Raw genomic sequence first — 23,952 nt, 5'->3', positions numbered from 1 at the left:
AGATTATTATTTTATATTCATAATGTGATTAACTCGCAAATTTCTTACAGTTTAACTTATCAACTTGCCAAAAAATTTGCAAAATAGGCCGTCTGAACTTAATGTTTCAGACGGCCTTTGCAGTATAGATTAGCTATCTCCTACGCTTTCTTGTTTCACAAAAGTTTGATGGTACTTGGTATGCTTATACCTCCCCTATTCCACTACACAATAAATTAGGTAGTAGAGGTAAGGTAAAATCAAGTAGAGACCTTTGCAAAATTCCCCAAAATCCCCTAAATTCCTACCAAGACATTTAGGGGATTTTCCATGAGCACCTTCTTCCAGCAAACCGCACAAGCCATGATTGCCAAACACATCGACCGCTTCCCACTATTGAAGTTGGATCAGGTGATTGATTGGCAACCGATCGAACAGTACCTGAATCGTCAAAGAACCCGTTACCTTCGAGACCACCGCGGCCGTCCCGCCTATCCCCTGTTGTCCATGTTCAAAGCCGTCCTGCTCGGACAATGGCACAGCCTCTCCGATCCCGAACTCGAACACAGCCTCATCACCCGCATCGATTTCAACCTGTTTTGCCGTTTTGACGAACTGAGCATCCCCGATTACAGCACCTTATGCCGCTACCGCAACTGGCTGGCGCAAGACAACACCCTGTCCGAACTACTGGAACTGATCAACCGCCAACTGACCGAAAAAGGCCTAAAAATAGAGAAAGCATCCGCCGCCGTCGTTGATGCCACTATTATTCAGACCGCCGGCAGCAAACAGCGCCAGGCTATAGAAGTCGATGAGGAAGGACAAGTCAGCGCCCAAACCACACCGAGTAAAGACAGCGATGCCCGTTGGAATAAAGAAAAACGGCCTCTACAAACTTGGTTACAAACAACATACCCGTACCGATGCGGAAGGCTATATCGAGAAACTGCACATCACCCCCGCCAACGCCCATGAGTGCAAACACCTGTCGCCTTTGTTGGAAGGCATTGCCGAAGGTACGACCGTCTATGCCGACAAAGGCTATGACAGTGAGGAAAACCGGCAACATCTGGAAGAGCATCGGCTGCAGGACGGCATTATGCGCAAAGCCCACCGCAAACGTCCGCTGACGGAAGCGCAAACCAAACGTAACCGATATTTATCGAAGACCCGTTATGTGGTCGAACAAAGCTGCGGTACGCTGCACCGTAAATTCCGCTACGCCCGGGCAGCCTATTTCGGTCTGTGTAAAGTGAGTGCGCAAAGCCATCTGAAGGCGATGTGTTTAAACCTGTTGAAAGCGGCTAACAGGCTAAGTGTGCCCGCTGCTATCTAAAAGGCGGCCCGGATGCCTGATTATCGGGTATCAGGGGAGGATTAAGGGGGTATTTGGGTAAAATTAGGAGGTACTGGGGGAGGGAAATAGCCGAAAACCTGTGTTTGGGTTCTGGCTGTCAGCGAAAAGGTGAAGAGAGGTATTTTGCAAAGGTCTCAGACGACCTTGATAGCACGCCGACCCCAACCACCAAAGTCGGCATCACAAACGGCAGCATCAAAAGCCGCAAAATCATCTCACGCCCGCGAAACGACAACCTCGCCAACGACCACCCCACCGGAATCCCAAGCAGCAAAACCAGCACACAAGTGACCCCCGCCTGAACCACCGTCCAAACCAAGCGATGCTGCATATAATCATCAGCCAATACCAACGACCAAGCCGACCCGTCATAAGCCGCCATCGCCACCAATGGCGCAACCACCATCACCACCAAGAAGCCCAAAGGCAACAGCGCAAGCAAAACAGTGGCAGGAAACAAACGAAACAGAGTTTTCATGGAACGGATAGGCAGGGTTTAAAACAGATATTGTAACGGATACGTAGCAAAGGTCCTTGGATTAGGATTTCAATCTAACCTTACGGTTGACATTCAGGATAGTTGTCGGAGAGCTTGATAAGAATAAAAGTAAAAAAGTAGCAAATAATGGCTACAAAGCCTCAGACCAAATATATTTTCTATAATATTGGTTATTTTTAAACTCAAAAACTATTGTATAAATAGCTGCACCATCCGCAAATGAGGAAAACATATAAACATGTTTATCTTTAGGATTTATGTATGCATGAATATTACTGAAGACTTTCCTTGAAGAGACAAAATAGCTTGGAATAAAAGCCTGCTCAAGATCTGACTGAGGCACCAATAATTCTTTATTACCTATTTTCAAAGATATCTTTGAAAATAGGTAAGTAGAATATACAGGAGTGCCATCCGTACCAAAGAAAGTTTTTCCTTTAAGTTTGTATATATCATTTCCGAATTTGTCTTTAGTAATTGAGTAATCATTTTTATTAATTATTTTATTTTTTATCTTAATTAATAATTCAGCATGGTTATTTTTTAATATTGCTGAAGTATTAGATTCGTTGGTTATATTTAGTTTCTTAAACTCTTTACTTTTATTTAAAAAAAGTAATCTATTTCGATAAATAAAACCCTCTTTATTCTCTGAGAGAATAAAACAAAATTTTGGATTATATGAAAAATCGTTAATACAACTTACAGGTTCTCCATTAGGTAATCTTCCTTCAATACTATATCGGCTTAAGTTTTCTTCTCCACGAATATTAACACTTCCATCAGGATCTCTAATTATCGCATATCGATCGGAAGGAGCTGCCATCGAACAGGAGAACATACAAATTAGAATAGGTAATACGGTTATTCTCTTCATTGATATTTCCATTTGCCTAGTTTTGTCAGCGTGGATAACGCTTCCTATCTGCTTCATTGCTGTTACGAATCATAAGTATTTCAATATGAGGCCATTGATGTCGAAACTCTCTAATTTTTTGTGCCAATGTTTCTAAATCAATATTTTGAGCCCTTGTACACCCGTAAGTTACTCTCCAACTTTGTCGTTCAACATAAAAATCTTTCTTAGGTCCCCCACCATGAATCCATCTTCTTCTTCGGTCAGTAGATCTGATTTTTGTAGTCCCAAATTCTCTACCCAACCTACTAGTCCTATAGCCTCCTTCGATATAAGTGAATTTTTCTTTCATTGGACCATCGGCATTATCTTCTGAGTGACTATCTACCCTCCCTCCTGATGTAAAGCTAAACAACTTATTTCCTAAATGGTCATAAAAAGCTGTATATCCTTTCGATGGCGCCACTCCTCTGGGAGGGTAATTTGTATCTTGATATGTATAAATTACTGCCTTTCCTGGATACTGGGAATGTACAATTTTTGACGATCCTTCTTTAGTTGTATCATTAATTTCTTTTTTCTTAACTTCTTTGTTTTTTTTGTTAACAAAAGTAGCGGGGGTTGAAGTGCGTAGAGTTACCGTATTTTTCTTAGAATGCCTGGCAGATGCTGAAGTCGAACCATCGGGTTTGGTAATATGATTTTGTGAATAAATGATGGAGTCAAAGCCGTAGGCACTTAATCCCGCCTGCTCCAAAATATCTTTTATAGCAGAACCTGATGGCTTATGACGCAAATATTTCTTCTTGATGACCAACTTTTGCCCAATATTGATTTTATTAGGGTTAGAGATATGATTATCTTTTGCAATCTGATTTATTGTTGTTCCGTTTTGCTTAGCGATTTTGGATAAAGTATCCCCTTTTTTCACGGTATAATCTTTTTCGGGTATAGCATTTCCCAGTTTTTTTGGTCTATTAGCACATAGCAGGATGATAACTTCGCATCCGACAGAAGCAGCTAATTTTTTGGTTAGCCCATTAGCATCAGTTTTCCCATGCACAACATGATAGGATTTTTTTTGATTTCTATCCGTGGACAACATCGCAGGCTTTTTAGGCGTTAATCCAACTTTGGAATTGTGAGTAGCAATAATATATTCTTTATTAACTACCGGCTGCCCATTGCTGTCTTCCAATTGAATTTCCAGATCAACTTCAGTATTTGCCAGCAGCGATTCTAACTTATCCAATTTAGGTAATATTTTGGTGTTGTATGCTTGAACAGCATCCTGACTCCACTTGCCCCTTATGGCTCGTTCTTTACCTCTGTCATCCTTATAATAACCAGGGCCATCATGATGAAGCATATAAATAGTTTGCCAGAATTTATCAGGATCACTACTAGTAATCCATTGTTCTGATAAATCTTTATTGAATAAATAAGCAGCAAGCACTCCGTATACGCCAATATCGACATCAAATACGTTGGTTTCATCCATATTTAAAGTTTGAGATAAATATTTTTTAGCTCTCCGAGAAAAATCCTTCATTGTGCCTCTCGTATATTGAGCTAAACCGGATGCACTGGTTGTACCTGCAGCTGCATCTGGATTAAATCCTGATTCTGCATAACAAAGTAAAAGCGCATATGCAATATCTTTATAACTTAAATGCAGTCTTGAACCTAAAGAAATTATTTTATCGATAACAATTTTTTGGACTTCTGCAGAAGCATCTCCCCAAATTCGAGACTCTCCTTTAACTTGTTTATCAGGATCTATTCCGACATTATAGAGAGATCCAGATGTCCATGTTTTATATTTTCCACCACGTTTTTTTACAATTAAAAAATCATAAATATTCATTATTACTTATCTTTCTGGAATAAAAATTAAATTTGCATCTATAGACTTATAATTATCAATTTGTTTTTTCTTTTTCATCTGGTTTATTTTATAACTGATTTTTTTTGGAGTATAACTACCATCTAAATTCATAATTATTGGATTATCCATTAGGTAATCTAATTTATGATTGTAATCGCCATATTTTAAAATACCTGGAGAAATTAAATAACTTATCAGAATATATGGATTTTTACGATAGAAAATACAGGAAATACTCATAGGAGAATATGGATTTTTTATTGATAAATCGATTATCTCATTAACTCTATAACCACGTTTTTCAACTTCTTTCAATTGCCATAGTGAAATAAAAGGATATTTTTTTTCTATTAGAGTCTCTTTACCCTTAATTATTAACCGTGTATTTTTACACTGATTTCTCATATTTCCGGAACTTCCCCTATCAAGAATATTAACATCCTTATCAAAACATGAAGATAAAATTTGAATATCTTTTCCTCCACATTGTAGAATTTCTGATTCTACATTTGAGAATTTTGTACTTTCTAATTGTGTAGCATATACCATACTATTCATTGTAATAACCACCAAACCTCCCGAGACTAGAATTTTTTTATATCGACCACTCATTTTTTATCCTCACTTTCATTATTTTCATATGGAAGAATTAAATTCTCTTCATTATTGATTACTTCTAATTCAAATGTTTCTTCTTCTCGGTACCATATTTCATCATCTTCAAGCAACTCTAATTTGATTTGTTCTGGAGAACCTGAATAAGCAGTTATGGTTTTGCCTTGGGTATTGGTTACACCTAAGATAGTTTGCCCATCAGGCAAGGTTAGTAGGTATTTCTGATTTGGGATAACCTCTCCTGTTTTATCATCCTTAATTGTAAAGGCTCCAGAAAAAGAACCTGCAAAAAACGGAAGGGGATACTTAATTTGGTGACTTCCATTCACCACCAACGGCGCCCTCACCCTAACCACCTTCGGACTCCCGATCTCAACTTCCCCGTTACTCAGCTTGATATACGCCCCCTTGCAGGTGATCAGAACCTCCTCCTTCGCCGCAATGGTGATCTTCCCTGCGCTGCTGGTTAACGTTGCATCCTTAAGCGAATTCAGCTGCAACTCATCATTCTGCGCCTGCACTTCCACTTTGCCCTGGTTGGCCTGTACTTTGATTCCTTGGCTTTGCGCAAACAGGTTAAGGCTCTCTGCCGCATGGGCGGTCAGGCTTTGGCCGGCGGTAATGTCGGTGTTTGCCCCGCTGACGAGGTGGATGTTTTCATTGGCGGTGTGCAGTTGGCTTTGCTCTGTTGCGGTGGCAATACCGGCCGGGGCGGTTTGGATCAAACCGGCCTCTTTCAGGTCTTTGAGGGCGTCTTTCAGACGGCCCCTTTGGGTCTCTTCATCGGTATTGTGGTTGTCGGCGGTTTGGGCGGCTTTGTTCAGGCTTTTGGCGAGGGAGAGTGCCTGTTCGATTTGTGCGATGGCATCATCCATATCCAGCACTTTGCCGCCGGCATCTTGGTTTTGTGCACTGACGAGTATGCCCTTACCCGCCCGTACGGCACCCCAACCGTCGGTTCTGAGTTCGAAGCCCTCTCCGTTCTCTCCGCGTTTGTTGCGGTTTGAGTCGACGATATGGCCGAGGTTGAGTTGGGATTTTTGGTAGTCGGTGGCGAGTTTGATGTGTTCCTGACCTTTTTGGTCTTCCATCCTCAGTTTGTTGTTCGCCCAGGTACGGATGACGTTCCTTGTATTCCAATCGGCAGGAATGTGGTCGGGGTGGGCGCTGTCGTGCATGACGCCGGAGATATACGGACGGTCGGGGTTGCCCTGTACGAAGGACAGCATCACTTCGGTGCCTTCGTGTAATGGGAAGTGGATGCCGTATTCGGGACCGGCATAGGGTTTGGCCAGTCGGACGGGACGGCTTTCCCCGCCCGGACTCCATTCGTCCAAATCAAACGGCAGTTTGACCCGGTAGCGGCCCATATCGTCGATATAGGCATAGGTGCAGTTCTCCGCCGCGGTTACCCGTGCCGGTAAGGTACCATCGATATGCGGACGCGGGGTGGTGCGTTTGGGACGGTAGGCGAGTTGGGCGGGAATGGCGGTAAAGGTATGGCTGTAGGCGGTATCGCGGCTGCCGCTGTGTTCCATACTGAGCACCAGCCAGCCGTCGGGTGCTTCGGGGAAGGAGACATCGGTTTGGAACACCTTCATCGGCGTCATGGAGACGACGTTGCCGCTGCCGGCAGCGACGGTTTGGCGGCAGAGGACGGCTTCGTTCAACAGGGTCGTCTGAACTTGGGCTTCGTCGGGGGTTTTGGGATGAAGGCCCCAATGCTGCTGTTTGCCCAATAAGACGGTATTGTCGGCAGATTCTTCGGATTGTTTGTTGTCGGTTTCGGCAAAGAGGTCGGTATCGGCGCTGCGGTAGTTGTAGTCAGACGTGCGTATGCCTTCGACAATGGGGTTGTGGCAGATGCTTAAGTTGAACAGTGCTTCGGTACCGACACTCTCCAATCCGGCATGGGGGCGGTAGGAAACGGGTAAGCCTTGGCTGCGCAAATAGTGCTCGGGACTGTCGCCGAAGACGACTACGTCGCCATGTTGTTCATGCTGTTCGAAGGCATACCAGATGCCTTCTTCTTCACACAGACGGTTGATAAAGTCGAAGTCGCTTTCGAGATACTGGGTCACATACTCGCGGACGCTGTAGTTGCGGCTCTTTTGGAAACGGTAGTCGACACCGGAGAAGCCGTGGTGTTTGAAGACCGCTGCAACGATGTCGGGGACGGTTTGGTGTTGGAACAGCCGGGAGGTTTGGAAATGTTTCATTGCCGCGAAACGCGGCTCTAAAACAAAGCGGTAAACGGTTTCATCCTTGGAGACGGACAGTTTCTCGCATGAGGTGATAATGCCCTGCCATTGCTTCGCAGGCGGGTCGTCTGAAGCAGCCCCGAATGCACTGACCACTTCCGACAGTAAGCCTTCCTGCGGACGAATCTCAAACGCTGCGCGTTGGTTGAGGTAGGAAGACAGCGGCAGCGAGGAATCGGTGGAAGTGGCGGTAATTTCGACACGGTAAGCGGTATTGACCGCTTCGGAGGCGCTGAAGGAGCGGACTGAAAGTGAAGGTGAGAAACGGGCGAAGGTGAGGTGGTAGGATTGGCGGGCGGTCATGACAAGACAATTTTAGAATGACAATGAATTTGATATATTAACTTGGATAATACCGATGGTAAAGCGAATGGGATGAATGGGGAAAAGGCCGTCTGAACGGTTGAAATAAGGGATAAAATACCATTTTACCCTGCCCTATTCCACTATTCAGGGGAAAAGTGGTAAATTAAGCAGCCACATTTCTCTTAAAACCATTGATTTTATACTAAAAATTGGAGTACTATGAGCACTCTCTCTAGAGTATCATTAATTCTCATTTGACATATAGGAACAATAAGCGGAATTTGTAGAAGAATAGGGAAAAGGAAATTAATTTATATTATGTTAAATTCATAATGCCAGCATTTTAGCCTGCTAACTCCTGTTTCGCTCAGTAGTACAATTACTTACAGAATTTAAGAATAAAAAAGGCCGCCTGAAAGGTTTTTCAGACGGCCTGAGACCTTTGCAAAATTCCCCAAAATCCCCTAAATTCATATCAAGACATTTAGGGGATTTTCCATGAGCACCTTCTTCCAGCAAACCGCACAAGCCATGATTGCCAAACACATCGACCGCTTCCCACTATTGAAGTTGGATCAGGTGATTGATTGGCAACCGATCGAACAGTACCTGAATCGTCAAAGAACCCGTTACCTTCGAGACCACCGCGGCCGTCCCGCCTATCCCCTGTTGTCCATGTTCAAAGCCGTCCTGCTCGGACAATGGCACAGCCTCTCCGATCCCGAACTCGAACACAGCCTCATCACCCGCATCGATTTCAACCTGTTTTGCCGTTTTGACGAACTGAGCATCCCCGATTACAGCACCTTATGCCGCTACCGCAACTGGCTGGCGCAAGACAACACCCTGTCCGAACTACTGGAACTGATCAACCGCCAACTGACCGAAAAAGGCCTAAAAATAGAGAAAGCATCCGCCGCCGTCGTTGATGCCACTATTATTCAGACCGCCGGCAGCAAACAGCGCCAGGCTATAGAAGTCGATGAGGAAGGACAAGTCAGCGCCCAAACCACACCGAGTAAAGACAGCGATGCCCGTTGGAATAAAGAAAAACGGCCTCTACAAACTTGGTTACAAACAACATACCCGTACCGATGCGGAAGGCTATATCGAGAAACTGCACATCACCCCCGCCAACGCCCATGAGTGCAAACACCTGTCGCCTTTGTTGGAAGGCATTGCCGAAGGTACGACCGTCTATGCCGACAAAGGCTATGACAGTGAGGAAAACCGGCAACATCTGGAAGAGCATCGGCTGCAGGACGGCATTATGCGCAAAGCCCACCGCAAACGTCCGCTGACGGAAGCGCAAACCAAACGTAACCGATATTTATCGAAGACCCGTTATGTGGTCGAACAAAGCTGCGGTACGCTGCACCGTAAATTCCGCTACGCCCGGGCAGCCTATTTCGGTCTGAGACCTTTGCAAAATTCCTCAAAATCCCCTAAATTCCCACAAAGACATTTAGGGGATTTTTCATGAGTACCTTCTTCCAGCAAACCGCACAAGCCATGATTGCCAAACACATCGACCGCTTCCCGCTATTGAAGTTGGATCAGGTGATTGATTGGCAACCGATCGAACAATACCTGAATCGTCAAAAAATCCGTTACCTCCGAGACCACCGCGGCCGTCCCGCCTATCCCCTGTTGTCCATGTTCAAAGCCGTCCTGCTCGGACAATGGCACAGCCTCTCCGATCCCGAACTCGAACACAGCCTCATCACCCGCATCGATTTCAACCTGTTTTGCCGTTTTGACGAACTGAGCATCCCCGATTACAGCACCTTATGCCGCTACCGCAACTGGCTGGCGCAAGACAACACCCTGTCCGAACTACTGGAACTGATCAACCGCCAACTGACCGAAAAAGGCCTAAAAATAGAGAAAGCATCCGCCGCCGTCGTTGATGCCACTATTATTCAGACCGCCGGCAGCAAACAGCGCCAGGCCATAGAAGTCGACGAGGAAGGACAAGTCAGCGGCCAAGCCACACCGAGTAAAGACAGCGATGCCCGTTGGATAAAGAAAAACGGCCTCTACAAACTCGGTTACAAACAACATACCCGTACCGATGCGGAAGGCTATATCGAGAAACTGCACATCACCCCCGCCAATGCCCATGAGTGCAAACACCTGTCGCCTTTGTTGGAAGGTCTGCCCAAAGGTACGACCGTCTATGCCGATAAAGGCTATGACAGTGAGGAAAACCGGCAACATCTGGAAGAGCATCGGTTACAGGACGGCATTATGCGCAAAGCCCACCGCAAACGTCCGCTGACGGAAGCGCAAACCAAACGTAACCGATATTTATCGAAGACCCGTTATGTGGTCGAACAAAGCTGCGGTACGCTGCACCGTAAATTCCGCTACGCCCGGGCAGCCTATTTCGGTCTGTGTAAAGTGAGTGCGCAAAGCCATCTGAAGGCGATGTGTTTAAACCTGTTGAAAGCGGCTAACAGGCTAAGTGTGCCCGCTGCTGCCTAAAAGGCGGCCGGATGCCTGATTATCGGGTGTCCGGGGAGGATTAAGGGGGTATTTGGGTAGAATCAGTGGATATTTGAAACAAAAACAGCCGAAAATCTTTGTTTAGGTTTCGGCTGTTGGGGGGAAAGGAATTTTGCAAAGGTTTCATCAGGTGATTGATTGGCAACCGATTACAGCACCTTATGCCGCTACCGCAACTGGCTGGCGCAAGACAACACCCTGTCCGAATTGCTGGAACTGATTAACCGCCAACTGACCGAAAAAAACCTAAAAATAGAGAAAGCATCCGCCGCCGTCATTGACGCCACCATTATTCAGACCGCCGGCAGCAAACAGCGTCAGGCCATAGAAGTCGATGAAGAAGGACAAGTCAGCGGCCAAACCACACCAAACAAAGATAAAGATACCCCTTGGATAAAGAGACGGCCACTCGTCCAAATCAAACAGCAATTTGACACGGTAGCGTCTCATTTCGTCGATGTAGGCAGATCTGCTTGGAACAATTTCAAGCGATATTCATAAATAAATGTCGTCTGAAAAGATTTCAGACGACATTAGCCCATTCTTCAAATAAGCTTACAAACTTTTCTCTCTGGTAAAGTGGCTTAGATTGATAAAAATAGGTTAGATAATCCGTGACTCCTCCCACTTTGAATGGTCCTTACAATGGTAGCCCGGTTTTTACATTCAAGCCTGCTTTATCCGCCAGCTTCTTTATCAACTCATCAGAGGGTTTTGGTGGTTCATTCCCCTCTACCCAGCGTTGAAAGGCGATTTTGCCGTCCCATTCGGGTAAAGGTGCCGGCGGTAGCGGAACGATATCGTCCAAGTCGGGAACGGTCGGCGACATGAATTCGTAAGTTGACAGATAAGAGTCAATAATACTGTAACGGCGAGCACGCTCTTTATCAGCCTCCACATCTAGAAAGTTGTTATTTCCTTTTTCTTTTCCTACCTTAAACGCATTAGAAAGAATAAAAGCAGATAAATAATTACCGTTTTTTACCCCCTGATGATAGGCTCTAACGGCTTCATCATATTTATGATAGTCAGGAAGAAACATACCCAACCAATAAGAAGCATTACCTTGTCCTTGTTCAGAAGCACACCGATATAACTTCATCATTAGCTTTAATCGAAATTCACGTGTTTCTTCATCATCTAAACTACTGATCATCTGACCTAACGTATATTGCGCCTCCCTGTTACCCATATCCGCAGCCTTGCGTAAAAATGCCAGCTCGCTGTCGGGGGGCGCGCTGACACCGTAGCCGTCTTCGATATAGCCTTTGAGCAGATAATAGGCGGTAGCTGGAAGTTGTTTGTGCAGCATTTTATACAATTTCTGGGTTTCGGCTTCAGCCTCAATATCGGGAACCCTCGTCCAGCCATCGCTGAGCAGGAACTGCAGCCGTACGTTTGCCTTATAATCGCCATTAGCGGCGGCAATGCGGTAATACGGTAATAGTTCATCCCAAAAACCGTCCCCCCTCTGTCCAGGCCACATATGGTTCAAATCACGGTGCAGAGCATAATTGTAGAGTTGCTGCGTTTCCTCGGATAGCGGTGGGCGTTTTTCATGCACGCAGGTAAACTCTAGGTTCTTTTTGATTTCTTCAATGGTCTTCATGGTTTCTTTCTTCCGTTGCTTTTCTTGCCATTTTTCCCCTATGCTGCAATACGCGGGCTTAACCTGACCGTTTGCGCCTCCTATATGGATAGGATTGCATTGCAACCAAAGGAGAAAGCAAATAAACATTGCTGCCAGACAGCCTAAGACAATCAGGGTGTATTTGAGGGATTTGTGCATAATAGTCAATCCAATTGTGATATTTTAGGATCCAGGCGTAAAAATTCGCACAGAGGATGCAGTGGCGGTTTCCCGTTTATAATCTGTTTTTTATTTTCATCCATTATTATCTGCCACCGTTTAAAAGCCATAATTGCTACGCTCGGATCATTCATCGCCTCCGGATTTGCCGCATTGTCAAACTTTCCTGCCGCGTTATTGGCTTTGTGCAGATCGCGTGTATGTAGTTTCCACAGATCTTTGCGCAGTTTTCGCGCCACTGCGCCGTTTTCGGTAAATATGCCCAATTCCGTATCTACCTGCATACTGCGAGTATTCAGATTGGCTGAGCTGATAACGGTAAAGACATCATCTATAATGGTCACTTTCGAATGAATGTAAACTTCTTTCCAAGCATTAGATGCAGTCAAGGTGCAGACATGGACTTTGACACCCAACTCTTTTTTCAGTTTTTTGACAAATTCTTTCTCCCTCACTTCTTCCGCATTTTTAGTATAGGATCGTTCTTTTGTCCCAGAACGTTGCTTCTGACTTTCCTTTAATTCCGCCAATTCTCTTTTCCATTTAGCAATAGTACTTGCTGATCCTTGACCTTGTGCATGATTATTTCCAAGCGATGCTTCCAAAAATTCTATACGATCTGCATGAGTAAGGGCAACATTAGTCATCACATCCTGCCTTCCCAACTTTTCCAACATTTTCAAGTGATATTTATAAATAAATGTCGTCTGAAAAAATTTCAGACGACATTTAGCCTATTCTTCAAATAAGTTTGCAAACTTTTCTCTCTGGTAAAGTGGCTTAGACTGATAAAAATAGGTTAGATAATCCTTGACTCCTCCCACTTTGAATGGTCCTTACAATGGTAGCCCAGTTTTTACATCTAAGCCTGCTTTATCCGCCAGCTTCTTTATCAACTCATCAGAAGGTTTTGGTGGTTCATCCCCCTCTACCCAGCGTTGAAAGGCGATTTTGCCATCCCATTCGGGTAAAGGTGCCGGCGGTAGCGGAACGATATCGTCCAAATCAGGAACGGTCGGCGACATGAATTCGTAATCTGAAAGATAGGTATTGATGATGCCATAACGGCGTGCGCGCTCTTCATCAGTCTCCACATCTAAAAAGTCGTTACTGCCTCTTTCTTTTCCTGCCTTAAACGCATAAGAAAGAATATGTGCAGACAAATGGTTACCATTTTTTGTTCCTTGATGATAGGCCTTTACTGCTTCATCAAATCTATCACTAATCTGGAAATGGCTACCTAGTTCTAAAGAAGAAGCCCCCTGTCCTTGTTCAGAGGCACATTGGTGTATCTTGCGCATCAAATCCAGTCGGAACTCCCGTGTCGGTTCGTCATCAAGCCAAGCTATTTTTTCCGCCAGTGCATATTGTGCATCCCTGCTGCCCATATCCGCAGCCTTGCGCAAAAATGCCAGCTCACTGTCGGGGGGCGCACTGACACCGTAGCCGTCTTCAATATAGCCTTTGAGCAGATAGTAGGCGGTAGCGGGAAGTTGTTTGTGCAGCATTTTATACAACTTGTGGACTTCAGTTTCAGCCTCAATATCGGGAACCTTCGTCCAGCCATCGCTGAGCAGGAACTGCAGTCGTACGTTTGCCTTATAATCACCATTAGCGGCGGCAATGCGGTAATACGGCAATAGTTCATCCCAAAAACCGTCCCCCCTCTGTCCAGGCCACATATGGTTCAAATCACGGTGCAGCGCGTAGTTGTAGAGTTTCTGTGTTTCCTCGGACAGAGGCGGGCGTTTTTCATGCACGCAGGTAAACTCAAGGTTCTTTTTGATTTCTTCAATGGTCTTCATGGTTTCTTTCTTCCGTTGCTTTTCTTGCCATTTTTCCCCTATGCTGCAATACGCGGGTTTAACCTGACCGTTTGCACCGCCTATATGGATGGGATTGCATTTCAGCCAAAGGAGAAACCAAATAAACATTGCTGCCAGACAGCCTAAGACAATCAGGGTGTATTTGAGGGATTTGTGCATAATAGTCAATCCAATTGTGATATTTTAGGATCCAGGCGTAAAAATTCGCACAGAGGATGCAGTGGCGGTTTGCCGCCTTTGATATTTGCTTTATTTATTTGCATAATTTTTTCCCATCGTTCAAAAGCTATTTTAGCTATATTGGGATCATTCATCGCATCCGGATTTGCCACATTATCAAACTTTCCTGCCGCATTATTGGCTTTGTGCAGATCGCGTGTATGTAGTTTCCACAGATCTTTGCGCAGTTTTCGCGCCACTGCGCCGTTTTCGGTAAATATGCCCAATTCCGTATCAACCTGCATACTACGGGTATTCAGATTGGCTGAGCTGATAACGGTAAAGACATCATCTATAATGGTCACTTTCGAATGAATGTAAACTTCTTTCCAAGCATTAGATGCAGTCAAGGTGCAGACATGGACTTTGACACCCAACTCTTTTTTCAGTTTTTTGACAAATTCTTTCTCCCTCACTTCTTCCGCATTTTTAGTATAGGATCGTTCTTTTGTCCCAGAACGTTGCTTCTGACTTTCCTTTAATTCCGCCAATTCTCTTTTCCATTTAGCAATAGTACTTGCTGATCCTTGACCTTGTGCATGATTATTTCCAAGCGATGCTTCCAAAAATTCTATACGATCTGTATGAGTAAGGGCAACATTAGGCATCACATCCTGCCTTCCCAACTTTTCTAACATTTTATTTGTTGTATACGTTCCTTTTCCCAAACCATCATCAGATGAATTTGTTACAACAAACCAATGTATTGGCATATTTGCAGGGCGCCCCTTCGATCTTAAATTTTGCCAATGCTTGATAAACGCCTCAGCTAAGGGAGGCCATCTAAAATACTGATTTTCTGTATAGATATAACTGGTCACCCTTTTGATATTTTGCAGGTAGATTTTTTTGATGTCTTCAATATCCGGCTTGTCGTAAGTGCGCAATATCTGCGCCATCAAAGGCGTACCTCCGGCAGATTTGTTAAAAGGATATTTGTCGAAAGTCAGAGCCTTTCTTTTTTCTCCAAGTTTTTCACTACTTACCTTATCCCAAGATTGGCAGAAATTACGGTTGATATACCATAAAACTTCACCGCTAACGATACTGGACACATCCTGTAATGGTGTATCAACATTTTTTCCCTGGTTTGGCGCTGATACCTTACCAGAAATATGGCTGTTATCATCCCAATAATTGTCTAGCATATTATGTTCCATTACAAAGCCTACTGCCTTGTGAGGTACTTCGTAGTCTATCAAAACTGTTTTTTGGTGATGAGAAGGAAACAACCTCAATGTTGCTTTTGCATTTTCTGGTAACTCTTTATCTTCGTATTGATTACTCTGAGATTCAACACTCCGAGTTTTGAACTTCAGATTGTTTTGATATGAAGACTTTGATAGTTCCCATAAATGAGGGTACGATTTCTGAATATTTTGAGATGCATGTGGATCTAACGTATGTAATTTCCCTTCTCTTGCTAAATACCAATTTCGATCATACTGTTTCTGAGCTTTAGTTACCCCTGCTACGCCACCTGAAAAAACACCTGGTGCATTCCCCATGTTTGCTTCTGAAAAAGTCTGTATTTTAAAAGGTATACTCCAAACTAATATCCTCACCTGCACACCTGCTTTTGCTTTTTCAATCAATAAATCCCCAATGCACTTACTCTTACCGTCCCGCTTTAGATGCATCGAAGGCTGAAATCCCCATATAGCAATATCAATTGAATGTTCGGCTTTTTCAATTTTTTCATGGAGCGTTGTAAAAGCTTCTTTCCCATTAATCAATGGCCTGAAAGTAGCAGCAACAGGTGATGATTCCTTTGAGTCTAAAAACCAGTTCATTGATACTGTTGCACCCAATTTAGATTTAGTGGAAGTCGCAATCACAGGTTTACCCATTTTTAGAACCTTTCGAACTTTTGTCTTTTATATTATGTACTATTTCAAAATATTTCTTTGCTTGCTCTATCGGAGAAAGTTCAGAACTTGTATATTCCAAGCCATGAAAACCACGATTGGTTATTTTATCTCTTGATGTATTTTCATTAAATTCATCCTCAATCGGAATCAAATATTCCAAATCGTTGGCAAATACAATCTTATATTTACTTGTTGGTATTTCATGTTCGACAGCAATATATCCTGTTGCATCCGTTACCCCTCTTTGAATTTCTTCTCCATCTGCATAGATTGTATAAGGCATACCGATGAAAAAGTGATCTGAATGAGGAGATTGACGCAGATTAATTCGCATCGGACGTTTTGGTAAAGTTTTAGGCCAATCTGGGTGAGTGATTCCTAAACTATTCGGCCCATTCACCACCAACGGCGCCCTCACCCTAACCACCTTCGGACTCCCGATCTCAACTTCCCCGTTACTCAGCTTGATATACGCCCCCTTGCAGGTGATCAGAACCTCCTCCTTCGCCGCAATGGTGATCTTCCCTGCGCTGCTGGTTAACGTTGCATCCTTAAGCGAATTCAGCTGCAACTCATCATTCTGCGCCTGCACTTCCACTTTGCCCTGGTTGGCCTGTACTTTGATTCCTTGGCTTTGCGCAAACAGGTTAAGGCTCTCTGCCGCATGGGCGGTCAGGCTTTGGCCGGCGGTAATGTCGGTGTTTGCCCCGCTGACGAGGTGGATGTTTTCATTGGCGGTGTGCAGTTGGCTTTGCTCTGTTGCGGTGGCAATACCGGCCGGGGCGGTTTGGATCAAACCGGCCTCTTTCAGGTCTTTGAGGGCGTCTTTCAGACGGCCCCTTTGGGTCTCTTCATCGGTATTGTGGTTGTCGGCGGTTTGGGCGGCTTTGTTCAGGCTTTTGGCGAGGGAGAGTGCCTGTTCGATTTGTGCGATGGCATCATCCATATCCAGCACTTTGCCGCCGGCATCTTGGTTTTGTGCACTGACGAGTATGCCCTTACCCGCCCGTACGGCACCCCAACCGTCGGTTCTGAGTTCGAAGCCCTCTCCGTTCTCTCCGCGTTTGTTGCGGTTTGAGTCGACGATATGGCCGAGGTTGAGTTGGGATTTTTGGTAGTCGGTGGCGAGTTTGATGTGTTCCTGACCTTTTTGGTCTTCCATCCTCAGTTTGTTGTTCGCCCAGGTACGGATGACGTTCCTTGTATTCCAATCGGCAGGAATGTGGTCGGGGTGGGCGCTGTCGTGCATGACGCCGGAGATATACGGACGGTCGGGGTTGCCCTGTACGAAGGACAGCATCACTTCTGTGCCTTCGTGTAAGGGAAAGTGGATGCCGTATTCGGGACCGGCATAGGGTTTGGCCAGCCGGACGGGACGGCTTTCGCCGCCGGGACTCCATTCGTCCAAATCAAACGGCAGTTTGACCCGGTAGCGGCCCATATCGTCGATATAGGCATAGGTGCAGTTCTCCGCCGCGGTTACCCGTGCCGGTAAGGTACCATCGATATGCGGACGCGGGGTGGTGCGTTTGGGACGGTAGGCGAGTTGGGCGGGAATGGCGGTAAAGGTATGGCTGTAGGCGGTATCGCGGCTGCCGCTGTGTTCCATACTGAGCACCAGCCAGCCGTCGGGTGCTTCCGGGAAGGAGACATCGGTTTGGAACACCTTCATCGGTGTCATGGAGACGACGTTGCCGCCGCCGGCAGCGACGGTTTGGCGGCAGAGGACGGCTTCGTTCAACAGGGTCGTCTGAACTTGGGCTTCGTCGGGGGTTTTGGGATGAAGGCCCCAATGCTGCCGTTTGCCCAATAAGACGGTATTGTCGGCAGACTCTTCGGACTGTTTGTTGTCGGTTTCGGCAAAGAGGTCGGTATCGGCGCTGCGGTAGTTGTAGTCGGCCGTGCGTATGCCTTCGACAATGGGGTTGTGGCAGATGCTTAAGTTGAACAGTGCTTCGGTACCGACGCTTTCCAATCCGGCATGGGGGCGGTAGGAAACGGGCAGACTTTGGTCGCGGAAGTAGTGTTCGGGACTGTCGCCGAAGACGACTACGTCGCCATGTTGTTCATTCTGCTCGAAAGCATACCAGATGCCTTCTTCTTCACACAGACGGTTGATAAAGTCGAAGTCGCTTTCGAGATACTGGGTCACATACTCGCGGACGCTGTAGTTGCGGCTCTTTTGGAAACGGTAGTCGACACCGGAGAAGCCGTGGTGTTTGAAGACCGCTGCAACGATGTCGGGGACGGTTTGGTGTTGGAACAGCCGGGAGGTTTGGAAATGTTTCATTGCCGCGAAACGCGGCTCTAAAACAAAGCGGTAAACGGTTTCATCCTTGGAGACGGACAGTTTCTCGCATGAGGTGATAATGCCCTGCCATTGCTTCGCAGGCGGGTCGTCTGAAGCAGCCCCGAATGCACTGACCACTTCCGACAGTAAGCCTTCCTGCGGACGAATCTCAAACGCTGCGCGTTGGTTGAGGTAGGAAGACAGCGGCAGCGAGGAATCGGTGGAAGTGGCGGTAATTTCGACACGGTAAGCGGTATTGACCGCTTCGGAGGCGCTGAAGGAGCGGACTGAAAGTGAAGGTGAGAAACGGGCGAAGGTGAGGTGGTAGGATTGGCGGGCGGTCATGACAAGACAATTTTAGAATGACAATGAATTTGATATATTAACTTGGATAATACCGATGGTAAAGCGAATGGGATGAATGGGGAAAAGGCCGTCTGAACGGTTGAAATAAGGGATAGAGACCTTTGCAAAATTCCTCAAAATCCCCTAAATTCCTACTAAGACATTTAGGGGATTTTCCATGAGTACCTTCTTCCAGCAAACCGCCCAAGCCATGATCGCCAAACACATCGACCGTTTCCCGCTATTGAAATTGGATCAGGTGATTGATTGGCAACCGATCGAACAGTACCTGAATCGTCAAAGAACCCGTTACCTCCGAGACCACCGCGGCCGTCCCGCCTATCCCCTGTTGTCCATGTTCAAAGCCGTCCTGCTCGGACAATGGCACAGCCTCTCCGATCCCGAACTCGAACACAGCCTCATCACCCGCATCGATTTCAACCTGTTTTGCCGTTTTGACGAACTGAGCATCCCCGATTACAGCACCTTATGCCGCTACCGCAACTGGCTGGCGCAAGACGACACCCTGTCCGAACTACTGGAACTGATCAACCGCCAACTGACCGAAAAAGGCCTAAAAATAGAGAAAGCATCCGCCGCCGTCGTTGATGCCACTATTATTCAGACCGCCGGCAGCAAACAGCGCCAGGCCATAGAAGTCGACGAGGAAGGACAAGTCAGCGGCCAAGCCACACCGAGTAAAGACAGCGATGCCCGTTGGATAAAGAAAAACGGCCTCTACAAACTCGGTTACAAACAACATACCCGTACCGATGCGGAAGGCTATATCGAGAAACTGCACATTACCCCAGCCAATGCCCATGAGTGCAAACACCTGTCGCCTTTGTTGGAAGGTCTGCCCAAAGGTACGACCGTCTATGCCGATAAAGGCTATGACAGTGAGGAAAACCGGCAACATCTGGAAGAGCATCGGTTACAGGACGGCATTATGCGCAAAGCCTACCGCAACCGTCCGCTGACGGAAGCGCAAACCAAACGTAACCGATATTTGTCGAAGACCCGTTATGTGGTCGAACAAAGCTTCGGTACGCTGCACCGTAAATTCCGCTACGCCCGGGCAGCCTATTTCGGTCTGTGTAAAGTGAGTGCGCAAAGCCATCTGAAGGCGATGTGTTTAAACCTGTTGAAAGCGGCTAACAGGCTAAGTGTGCCCGCTGCTGCCTAAAAGGCGGCCCGGATGCCTGATTAATCAGGTATCCAAGGAGGATTAAGGGGGGGATTTGGGTAGAATCAGTGGATATTTGAAACAAAAACAGCCGAAAATCTTTGTTTGGATCTCGGCTGTCGGAAGGAAAGGAATTTTGCAAAGGTCTCGGATAAAGAGACATTTTATCCCACCCTATTTTACTTCTCGGGAATGTGGTAAATTAAGCAGTCACATTTCTCTTAAAAACCATTGATTTTATACTAAAAATTGGAGTATTATACGGAATCTTTTAAAATTAACCAATAGTTAACAAACAGGAATAAACAACGGCGATTGTTAGGTATAGGGAAAAACTACATAATTTATATTATGTTAAATTCATAATACTAGTATTTTAGCCTGTTAAATCCTGTTTCTTCTAGTTGTACAATCACTTACAGAATTCAAATATAAAAAGGCCATCTGAAATATTTCAGATGGCCTTTTATTTATATCTCCCAGTCTTTTCTCAGCAAATCCTTTATTGTTTGATCGGCTGCTAATCAATTACCTACTCCAACTTTAACAATGGAAAGTGGGCAATCTACGCCGCACCAACGCTATACGTTTCGCCCTTGCTGTCCGCTTGACTGACAACGGCAGCAACAGCGGCGGCCAAGCCGTTGCGTGTCATGTATTTTTGTGGAATTTCTTGGGCATTTTGTGTCAAGGTATAGGCATTATCTTCGCCATCGGCAAGGCCGCAGGGGCGCAGAATGGTCCAATTCAAACCGCTTTGTTTGAGATAGATTTCAGCTTCTGTTTTGGCTCGGACGGCTTCGCCGAGTGCCTGTTTGAACGGCTCGCTCATCATATCCCATTGTTCGCCGCAGCCCATGCTGGTAATCAGTACAAAGCGAGCTTGCGGATTGGCGGCTTTCGTAGCGGCAATGATGTTGATATTTCCCAACGCATCGCTGCGGATGCCCTCTTCGTTTTTGCCGCCGACAAAACTGATCACGGTATCGGGACGGTATTGTGCCAACGCTTTATCGAGCGCATCGGCATCAAGCGCATCGGCGACGACAGTTTGAATATTGTGTTCGGCAAAAAAGCTGTCTTCAGACGGCCTTCTCAATACGGCGACGGCATCGGCTGAATTGGTCAATGTACGGATATAGGCGCGGCCGGACGGGCCGTTGGCTCCGAAGATGAGTTGCATGTTTGGGGCTCCTTTGTATGGTAGCTGTTTGTTATTAGAAAATCCGCTCCTCTATGCGGCGAGGAACGGATTATCAGGCCGTCTGAAACTGTTTAAGCAGCATCAAACAGTTTGCGCATGGCTTCGATTTGATGTTGTTTCAACTCGCCTGCCTCATCGCGGCCGACGAAGATTTTAAACATGGCGCCGCCGTTGCGGTTGATAAAGTTGAGCGAGCAAGTGGCTTTACCCATGAACGGACGTTCCAAAAGGTAGATGGAGGCGCAGTTTTCGTAATAGATATGACCGTGTACGCCGCCGTCGGTTTCGGGATGGTCAAAATTGTAGAAACCGCGGCCGACTTTGCCGTTAGGCAGTTTGCCGCTGACTTCGACAATGGCATCGGGGGTGTGGGCGATAAAGGTAACGGATTCATCCCATGCGGCGATGGCTTGGAGGATTTCGACAATGCGGCTGCCTTCGGTTTGACGCACGTTCTCTTCAGGCAGGCAGCGGATAACGTCTTCAAAACTGCATTGGTTTTGCGCGGCTAGCATTTCCAGCACTTGGCCGGGATTTTTTTCCAATGATTGGCGTAACATGGTTTGTTGTTCGGCTGAAAGTTTTTGCATGGTTTGATCCTTTTCTTGAGTCGGAAGAGTGAGCATGAGTTTGCGGATAAGGGTAGGCGACCAATAACGGCCGCTGGTATTCAAACGGATCAGGCCGTCTGAATCGGGTTCTTTAAAAAGCTGCATTTCCTGCCATTGGGCAATCAGCTTTTGCGCTGCTTTGTTGCCGTCAAACAATGATGGATTCAGACGGCCTGTTTCAATATCGTGCTGGACTTTGCTGAGTAGTGCTTTATTTGGGCTATGGCCGCTCATAAATGCGATGTTTTTCTCGCCTTTCGGCGTGGTGAGATAGCTCTCCAAATCGCCCTGCACCTGATAGCTGAAACCGCCGAAGTTACCACCGGCGCCGGAGCCGAACGCCAAACAGGAAATATCGGATTTGATCAGGGCATTGTAGCGGTTGCGTTCGCCTCGGCCGGGATAGGCGAAGTGACTGTTGCTGACCTGTTCCCAGCCTTTTTCTAGCAGCGTTTCAACCGTGTAGGCATATTGGTCTGCCTGAATATCGAAACCCGGCGGTGTCGGAAATGCGCCTTTTTCAATCATGCGGTTGATGGGCAGCATGGGATAAAGGTTGAACGCGTATGTATCCAAACCGGACAGAGGCAGCTCGGCGGCGCGGGCAATATCGTTTTGCCAAACGTCATCGGTTTGATTGGGCAGGCCGAACATCAAATCTGCCACAATCACGGCATCGAGTTCGCACAATTTTGCCAAATATTCAAATGCCTCGTCGCCGCTGTGTTTACGGCCGAGACGACGGCGGATGGCGGTATTGAAGGTTTGCACGCCGATGGAAATGCGGTTGGCTCCTGCTTCGAGACAAGCCTGTGCTTTTTCCAAACCGAAATGGCTCATGCGCCCTTCGATGGTGAACTCGCAGTCTTCGGCAAGCGGCAGATATTGGTAGCAGGCACGAATCAGGCGGACGAGGTCTTCCGTAAGCAACGCGGTCGGCGTACCGCCCCCGAAATAAACGGCTCGGATTTTTCCTTTGCCTGTACGGACTTCGGCTTCAGCGGCCATTTCTTCGATAATTTTGTCGGTGTACACGCTGCTTTGGCTGTCCTTCCACGCATTACGGTAGAAGCCGCAAAAAACGCAATGGTTGGCGCAAAATGGAATATGCAGATAAGCAAGCGCGTCCACATCGGCGGCATGGGGAAGCTTTTTCTTCCAAATGTTCTGCCACTGGGGACGCGGCATTGGAACGCCGCCCCAAACGGGCATTAATGCCTGACGTTCGGGAAATGCCTTGGGCGCGGATTGTTTCGGAGTCCAAACAAGCTGCTGTACCATGATAATGATTAATAAAAGTTATCAATAAGATTGTTATATTAAATAACCATCATCGTTTTCTTGTCAATGTTTTTATGTAATTAAAAATCAGTATTATTTTAAAATATTGTATTCTATAAATAATTAAATGTATTTCTATTTGATTAAAATCGGCATATTACTTGTGAAATGCGCAAAATCTGGTTCTTCAAGCCGGGAATATCCTCCCATCTCATTTCATTTTTGAACGATAAAATAAATTTTCTTTATCGTTTTTCAGACGGCCTGTTGGCGCTCAGCTTCGGAAATAAAACCCTGCTTCATCTTCACAACGGCGTATCTGCCAACCGTAAACCGATTCAAGCAAGTCGGGGCGCATCACTTCCCCCACCTTGCCTGATGCAACGACTTTTCCCTTATTCATCAAAATAATATGTTCCGCATAACGCGCGGCGAGGTTTAAATCGTGCAATACCATCATTGATGAGGCACGGTTTGAATGCCCGACCAAATACTGCATCAGGCGGTGTTGGTGGCGGATATCAAGATGGTTGCACGGTTCGTCCAAAAGCAAGACCAGCGCGTTTTGCAACAGGGCGCGGATGATGTTGGCGCGTTGCTGTTCGCCGCCTGAGAGCTTGCCGATACGCTTATCCGCCAATGCCGTCAAATCAAAATAATTGAGTAACTCGTCCGCCCATTCATGGTTCAGACGGCCTTTTTGTACGAATGACGCCAACGCAATGTATTCGCGTACGGTCATCGGCATGTTGTAACGGCCATGCTGCCCGACCCACGCCACCCTGCCCGCGCGGATTTGCGACGCAACGGCCTCACCGAAAAGCGTGATTTTCCCCTGCCCTGTTTGCCCGATTAATGCCCGCAGCAAAGTAGACTTACCCGCACCATTCGGGCCGATAATGACGGTTATGCCGTGAGGTATATCCAGTTGATCGATTTCAAGCAGGGTTTTGTCTTGGACGCAGACGGAAAGATTACGGATTTGAAATAAGGTGTGCATGGCAAAAGATATGGGGCAATGAAGTTTCAGACGGCCT

General features: G+C 46.3%; 14 protein-coding genes and 4 pseudogenes. 5 read left to right on the top strand and 13 right to left on the bottom strand.

Going from position 1 to position 23,952, the window contains the following annotated elements; translation table 11 throughout:
- The first annotated feature begins 309 nt into the window (after positions 1-309).
- A pseudogene (locus RRV97_RS02970) lies at positions 310-1,318 on the top strand (IS5 family transposase).
- Between the two features lie 166 nt (positions 1,319-1,484).
- Here the strand turns inward: RRV97_RS02970 and RRV97_RS02965 are convergent.
- The 5 genes and pseudogenes from RRV97_RS02965 to RRV97_RS02945 form a co-directional block, all read right to left on the bottom strand.
- A pseudogene (locus tag RRV97_RS02965) lies at positions 1,485-1,817 on the bottom strand (iron ABC transporter permease); the annotation flags it as partial.
- Positions 1,818-1,968: 151 nt separating this feature from the next.
- Positions 1,969-2,715, bottom strand: coding sequence for a hypothetical protein (locus RRV97_RS02960; RefSeq protein WP_315611929.1), 747 nt, complete (start codon positions 2,713-2,715; stop codon positions 1,969-1,971).
- Between the two features lie 25 nt (positions 2,716-2,740).
- On the bottom strand, positions 2,741-4,561 hold the full coding sequence (locus RRV97_RS02955) for a LysM peptidoglycan-binding domain-containing protein (protein WP_315611928.1): 1,821 nt from the start codon (positions 4,559-4,561) through the stop codon (positions 2,741-2,743).
- 6 nt (positions 4,562-4,567) lie between these two features.
- Positions 4,568-5,194, bottom strand: coding sequence for a hypothetical protein (locus tag RRV97_RS02950; RefSeq protein WP_295849351.1), 627 nt, complete (start codon positions 5,192-5,194; stop codon positions 4,568-4,570).
- Positions 5,191-7,761, bottom strand: a complete 2,571-nt coding sequence (locus tag RRV97_RS02945) for a type VI secretion system Vgr family protein (protein ID WP_315611927.1) — start codon at positions 7,759-7,761, stop codon at positions 5,191-5,193. The genes RRV97_RS02950 and RRV97_RS02945 overlap by 4 nt, the downstream gene beginning before the upstream one ends.
- A 501-nt stretch (positions 7,762-8,262) precedes the next feature.
- Here RRV97_RS02945 and RRV97_RS02940 point away from each other — a divergent pair.
- The 3 genes and pseudogenes from RRV97_RS02940 to RRV97_RS02930 all read left to right on the top strand — a co-directional run.
- A pseudogene (locus RRV97_RS02940) lies at positions 8,263-9,181 on the top strand (IS5 family transposase); the annotation flags it as partial.
- A 62-nt stretch (positions 9,182-9,243) separates the two neighbouring features.
- Entirely contained in the window at positions 9,244-10,251 is a 1,008-nt protein-coding gene (locus RRV97_RS02935; RefSeq protein WP_315611926.1) for an IS5 family transposase, read from the top strand.
- Positions 10,252-10,419: 168 nt separating this feature from the next.
- Positions 10,420-10,666 (top strand): annotated as a pseudogene (locus tag RRV97_RS02930) (IS5/IS1182 family transposase); the annotation flags it as partial.
- 246 nt (positions 10,667-10,912) lie between these two features.
- On the opposite strand, the gene RRV97_RS02925 reads toward RRV97_RS02930, so the two are convergent.
- The 5 genes from RRV97_RS02925 to RRV97_RS02905 all read right to left on the bottom strand — a co-directional run bounded on the left by RRV97_RS02925 (position 10,913) and on the right by RRV97_RS02905 (position 18,633).
- Positions 10,913-12,061, bottom strand: a complete 1,149-nt coding sequence (locus RRV97_RS02925) for a DUF6396 domain-containing protein (RefSeq protein ID WP_315611925.1) — start codon at positions 12,059-12,061, stop codon at positions 10,913-10,915.
- A 5-nt stretch (positions 12,062-12,066) separates the two neighbouring features.
- Complete coding sequence (locus tag RRV97_RS02920) at positions 12,067-12,729, bottom strand: phospholipase D-like domain-containing protein (RefSeq protein ID WP_315611924.1); 663 nt, start codon at positions 12,727-12,729, stop codon at positions 12,067-12,069.
- A 189-nt stretch (positions 12,730-12,918) separates the two neighbouring features.
- Positions 12,919-14,067: a DUF6396 domain-containing protein gene (locus RRV97_RS02915; protein WP_315611923.1), complete on the bottom strand. Its 1,149-nt coding sequence runs from the start codon at positions 14,065-14,067 to the stop codon at positions 12,919-12,921.
- A gap of 5 nt (positions 14,068-14,072) precedes the next feature.
- The gene (locus tag RRV97_RS02910; protein ID WP_315611922.1) at positions 14,073-15,977 is read right to left on the bottom strand and encodes a phosphatidylserine/phosphatidylglycerophosphate/cardiolipin synthase family protein; all 1,905 of its coding nucleotides are present in this window, start codon (positions 15,975-15,977) and stop codon (positions 14,073-14,075) included.
- Positions 15,970-18,633 (bottom strand): type VI secretion system Vgr family protein, encoded by a 2,664-nt coding sequence (locus tag RRV97_RS02905; RefSeq protein WP_315611921.1) that lies wholly within the window; start codon positions 18,631-18,633, stop codon positions 15,970-15,972. Before RRV97_RS02905 ends, RRV97_RS02910 begins: the two co-directional genes overlap by 8 nt.
- Positions 18,634-18,811: 178 nt before the next feature.
- On the opposite strand from RRV97_RS02905, the gene RRV97_RS02900 reads away from it, so the two are divergent.
- Entirely contained in the window at positions 18,812-19,819 is a 1,008-nt protein-coding gene (locus RRV97_RS02900) for an IS5 family transposase (protein WP_315611920.1), read from the top strand.
- 565 nt (positions 19,820-20,384) lie between these two features.
- On the opposite strand, the gene RRV97_RS02895 is transcribed toward RRV97_RS02900, so the two are convergent.
- From RRV97_RS02895 to RRV97_RS02885, 3 genes are all read right to left on the bottom strand, one after another.
- A complete protein-coding gene (locus RRV97_RS02895; RefSeq protein ID WP_315611918.1) occupies positions 20,385-21,002 on the bottom strand; it encodes an NAD(P)H-binding protein in 618 nt (205 codons plus the stop codon).
- Positions 21,003-21,094: 92 nt separating this feature from the next.
- Entirely contained in the window at positions 21,095-22,915 is a 1,821-nt protein-coding gene (gene hutW, locus RRV97_RS02890; protein ID WP_315611917.1) for a heme anaerobic degradation radical SAM methyltransferase ChuW/HutW, read from the bottom strand.
- Between the two features lie 274 nt (positions 22,916-23,189).
- Complete coding sequence (locus tag RRV97_RS02885; RefSeq protein ID WP_315611916.1) at positions 23,190-23,915, bottom strand: ABC transporter ATP-binding protein; 726 nt, start codon at positions 23,913-23,915, stop codon at positions 23,190-23,192.
- Positions 23,916-23,952 lie beyond the last annotated feature (37 nt).

The sequence above is a fragment of the Neisseria sp. DTU_2021_1001991_1_SI_NGA_ILE_055 genome (assembly GCF_032342915.1).
Lineage (GTDB): Bacteria > Pseudomonadota > Gammaproteobacteria > Burkholderiales > Neisseriaceae > Neisseria.
The sequence above is the reverse complement of the archived record's forward strand: the minus strand, read 5'-3'. Positions and strand labels throughout refer to the sequence as shown.

Excerpts from the sequence above, each read along its gene's own strand:
- RRV97_RS02960 (WP_315611929.1), bottom strand. The coding sequence starts at position 2,715 with ATGAAGAGAATAACCGTATTACCTATTCTAATTTGTATGTTCTCCTGT.
- RRV97_RS02955 (WP_315611928.1), bottom strand. The coding sequence starts at position 4,561 with ATGAATATTTATGATTTTTTAATTGTAAAAAAACGTGGTGGAAAATAT.
- RRV97_RS02950 (WP_295849351.1), bottom strand. The coding sequence starts at position 5,194 with ATGAGTGGTCGATATAAAAAAATTCTAGTCTCGGGAGGTTTGGTGGTT.
- RRV97_RS02945 (WP_315611927.1), bottom strand. The coding sequence starts at position 7,761 with ATGACCGCCCGCCAATCCTACCACCTCACCTTCGCCCGTTTCTCACCT.
- RRV97_RS02935 (WP_315611926.1), top strand. The coding sequence starts at position 9,244 with ATGAGTACCTTCTTCCAGCAAACCGCACAAGCCATGATTGCCAAACAC.
- RRV97_RS02925 (WP_315611925.1), bottom strand. The coding sequence starts at position 12,061 with ATGCACAAATCCCTCAAATACACCCTGATTGTCTTAGGCTGTCTGGCA.
- RRV97_RS02920 (WP_315611924.1), bottom strand. The coding sequence starts at position 12,729 with ATGACTAATGTTGCCCTTACTCATGCAGATCGTATAGAATTTTTGGAA.
- RRV97_RS02915 (WP_315611923.1), bottom strand. The coding sequence starts at position 14,067 with ATGCACAAATCCCTCAAATACACCCTGATTGTCTTAGGCTGTCTGGCA.
- RRV97_RS02910 (WP_315611922.1), bottom strand. The coding sequence starts at position 15,977 with ATGGGTAAACCTGTGATTGCGACTTCCACTAAATCTAAATTGGGTGCA.
- RRV97_RS02905 (WP_315611921.1), bottom strand. The coding sequence starts at position 18,633 with ATGACCGCCCGCCAATCCTACCACCTCACCTTCGCCCGTTTCTCACCT.
- RRV97_RS02900 (WP_315611920.1), top strand. The coding sequence starts at position 18,812 with ATGAGTACCTTCTTCCAGCAAACCGCCCAAGCCATGATCGCCAAACAC.
- RRV97_RS02895 (WP_315611918.1), bottom strand. The coding sequence starts at position 21,002 with ATGCAACTCATCTTCGGAGCCAACGGCCCGTCCGGCCGCGCCTATATC.
- hutW (WP_315611917.1), bottom strand. The coding sequence starts at position 22,915 with ATGGTACAGCAGCTTGTTTGGACTCCGAAACAATCCGCGCCCAAGGCA.
- RRV97_RS02885 (WP_315611916.1), bottom strand. The coding sequence starts at position 23,915 with ATGCACACCTTATTTCAAATCCGTAATCTTTCCGTCTGCGTCCAAGAC.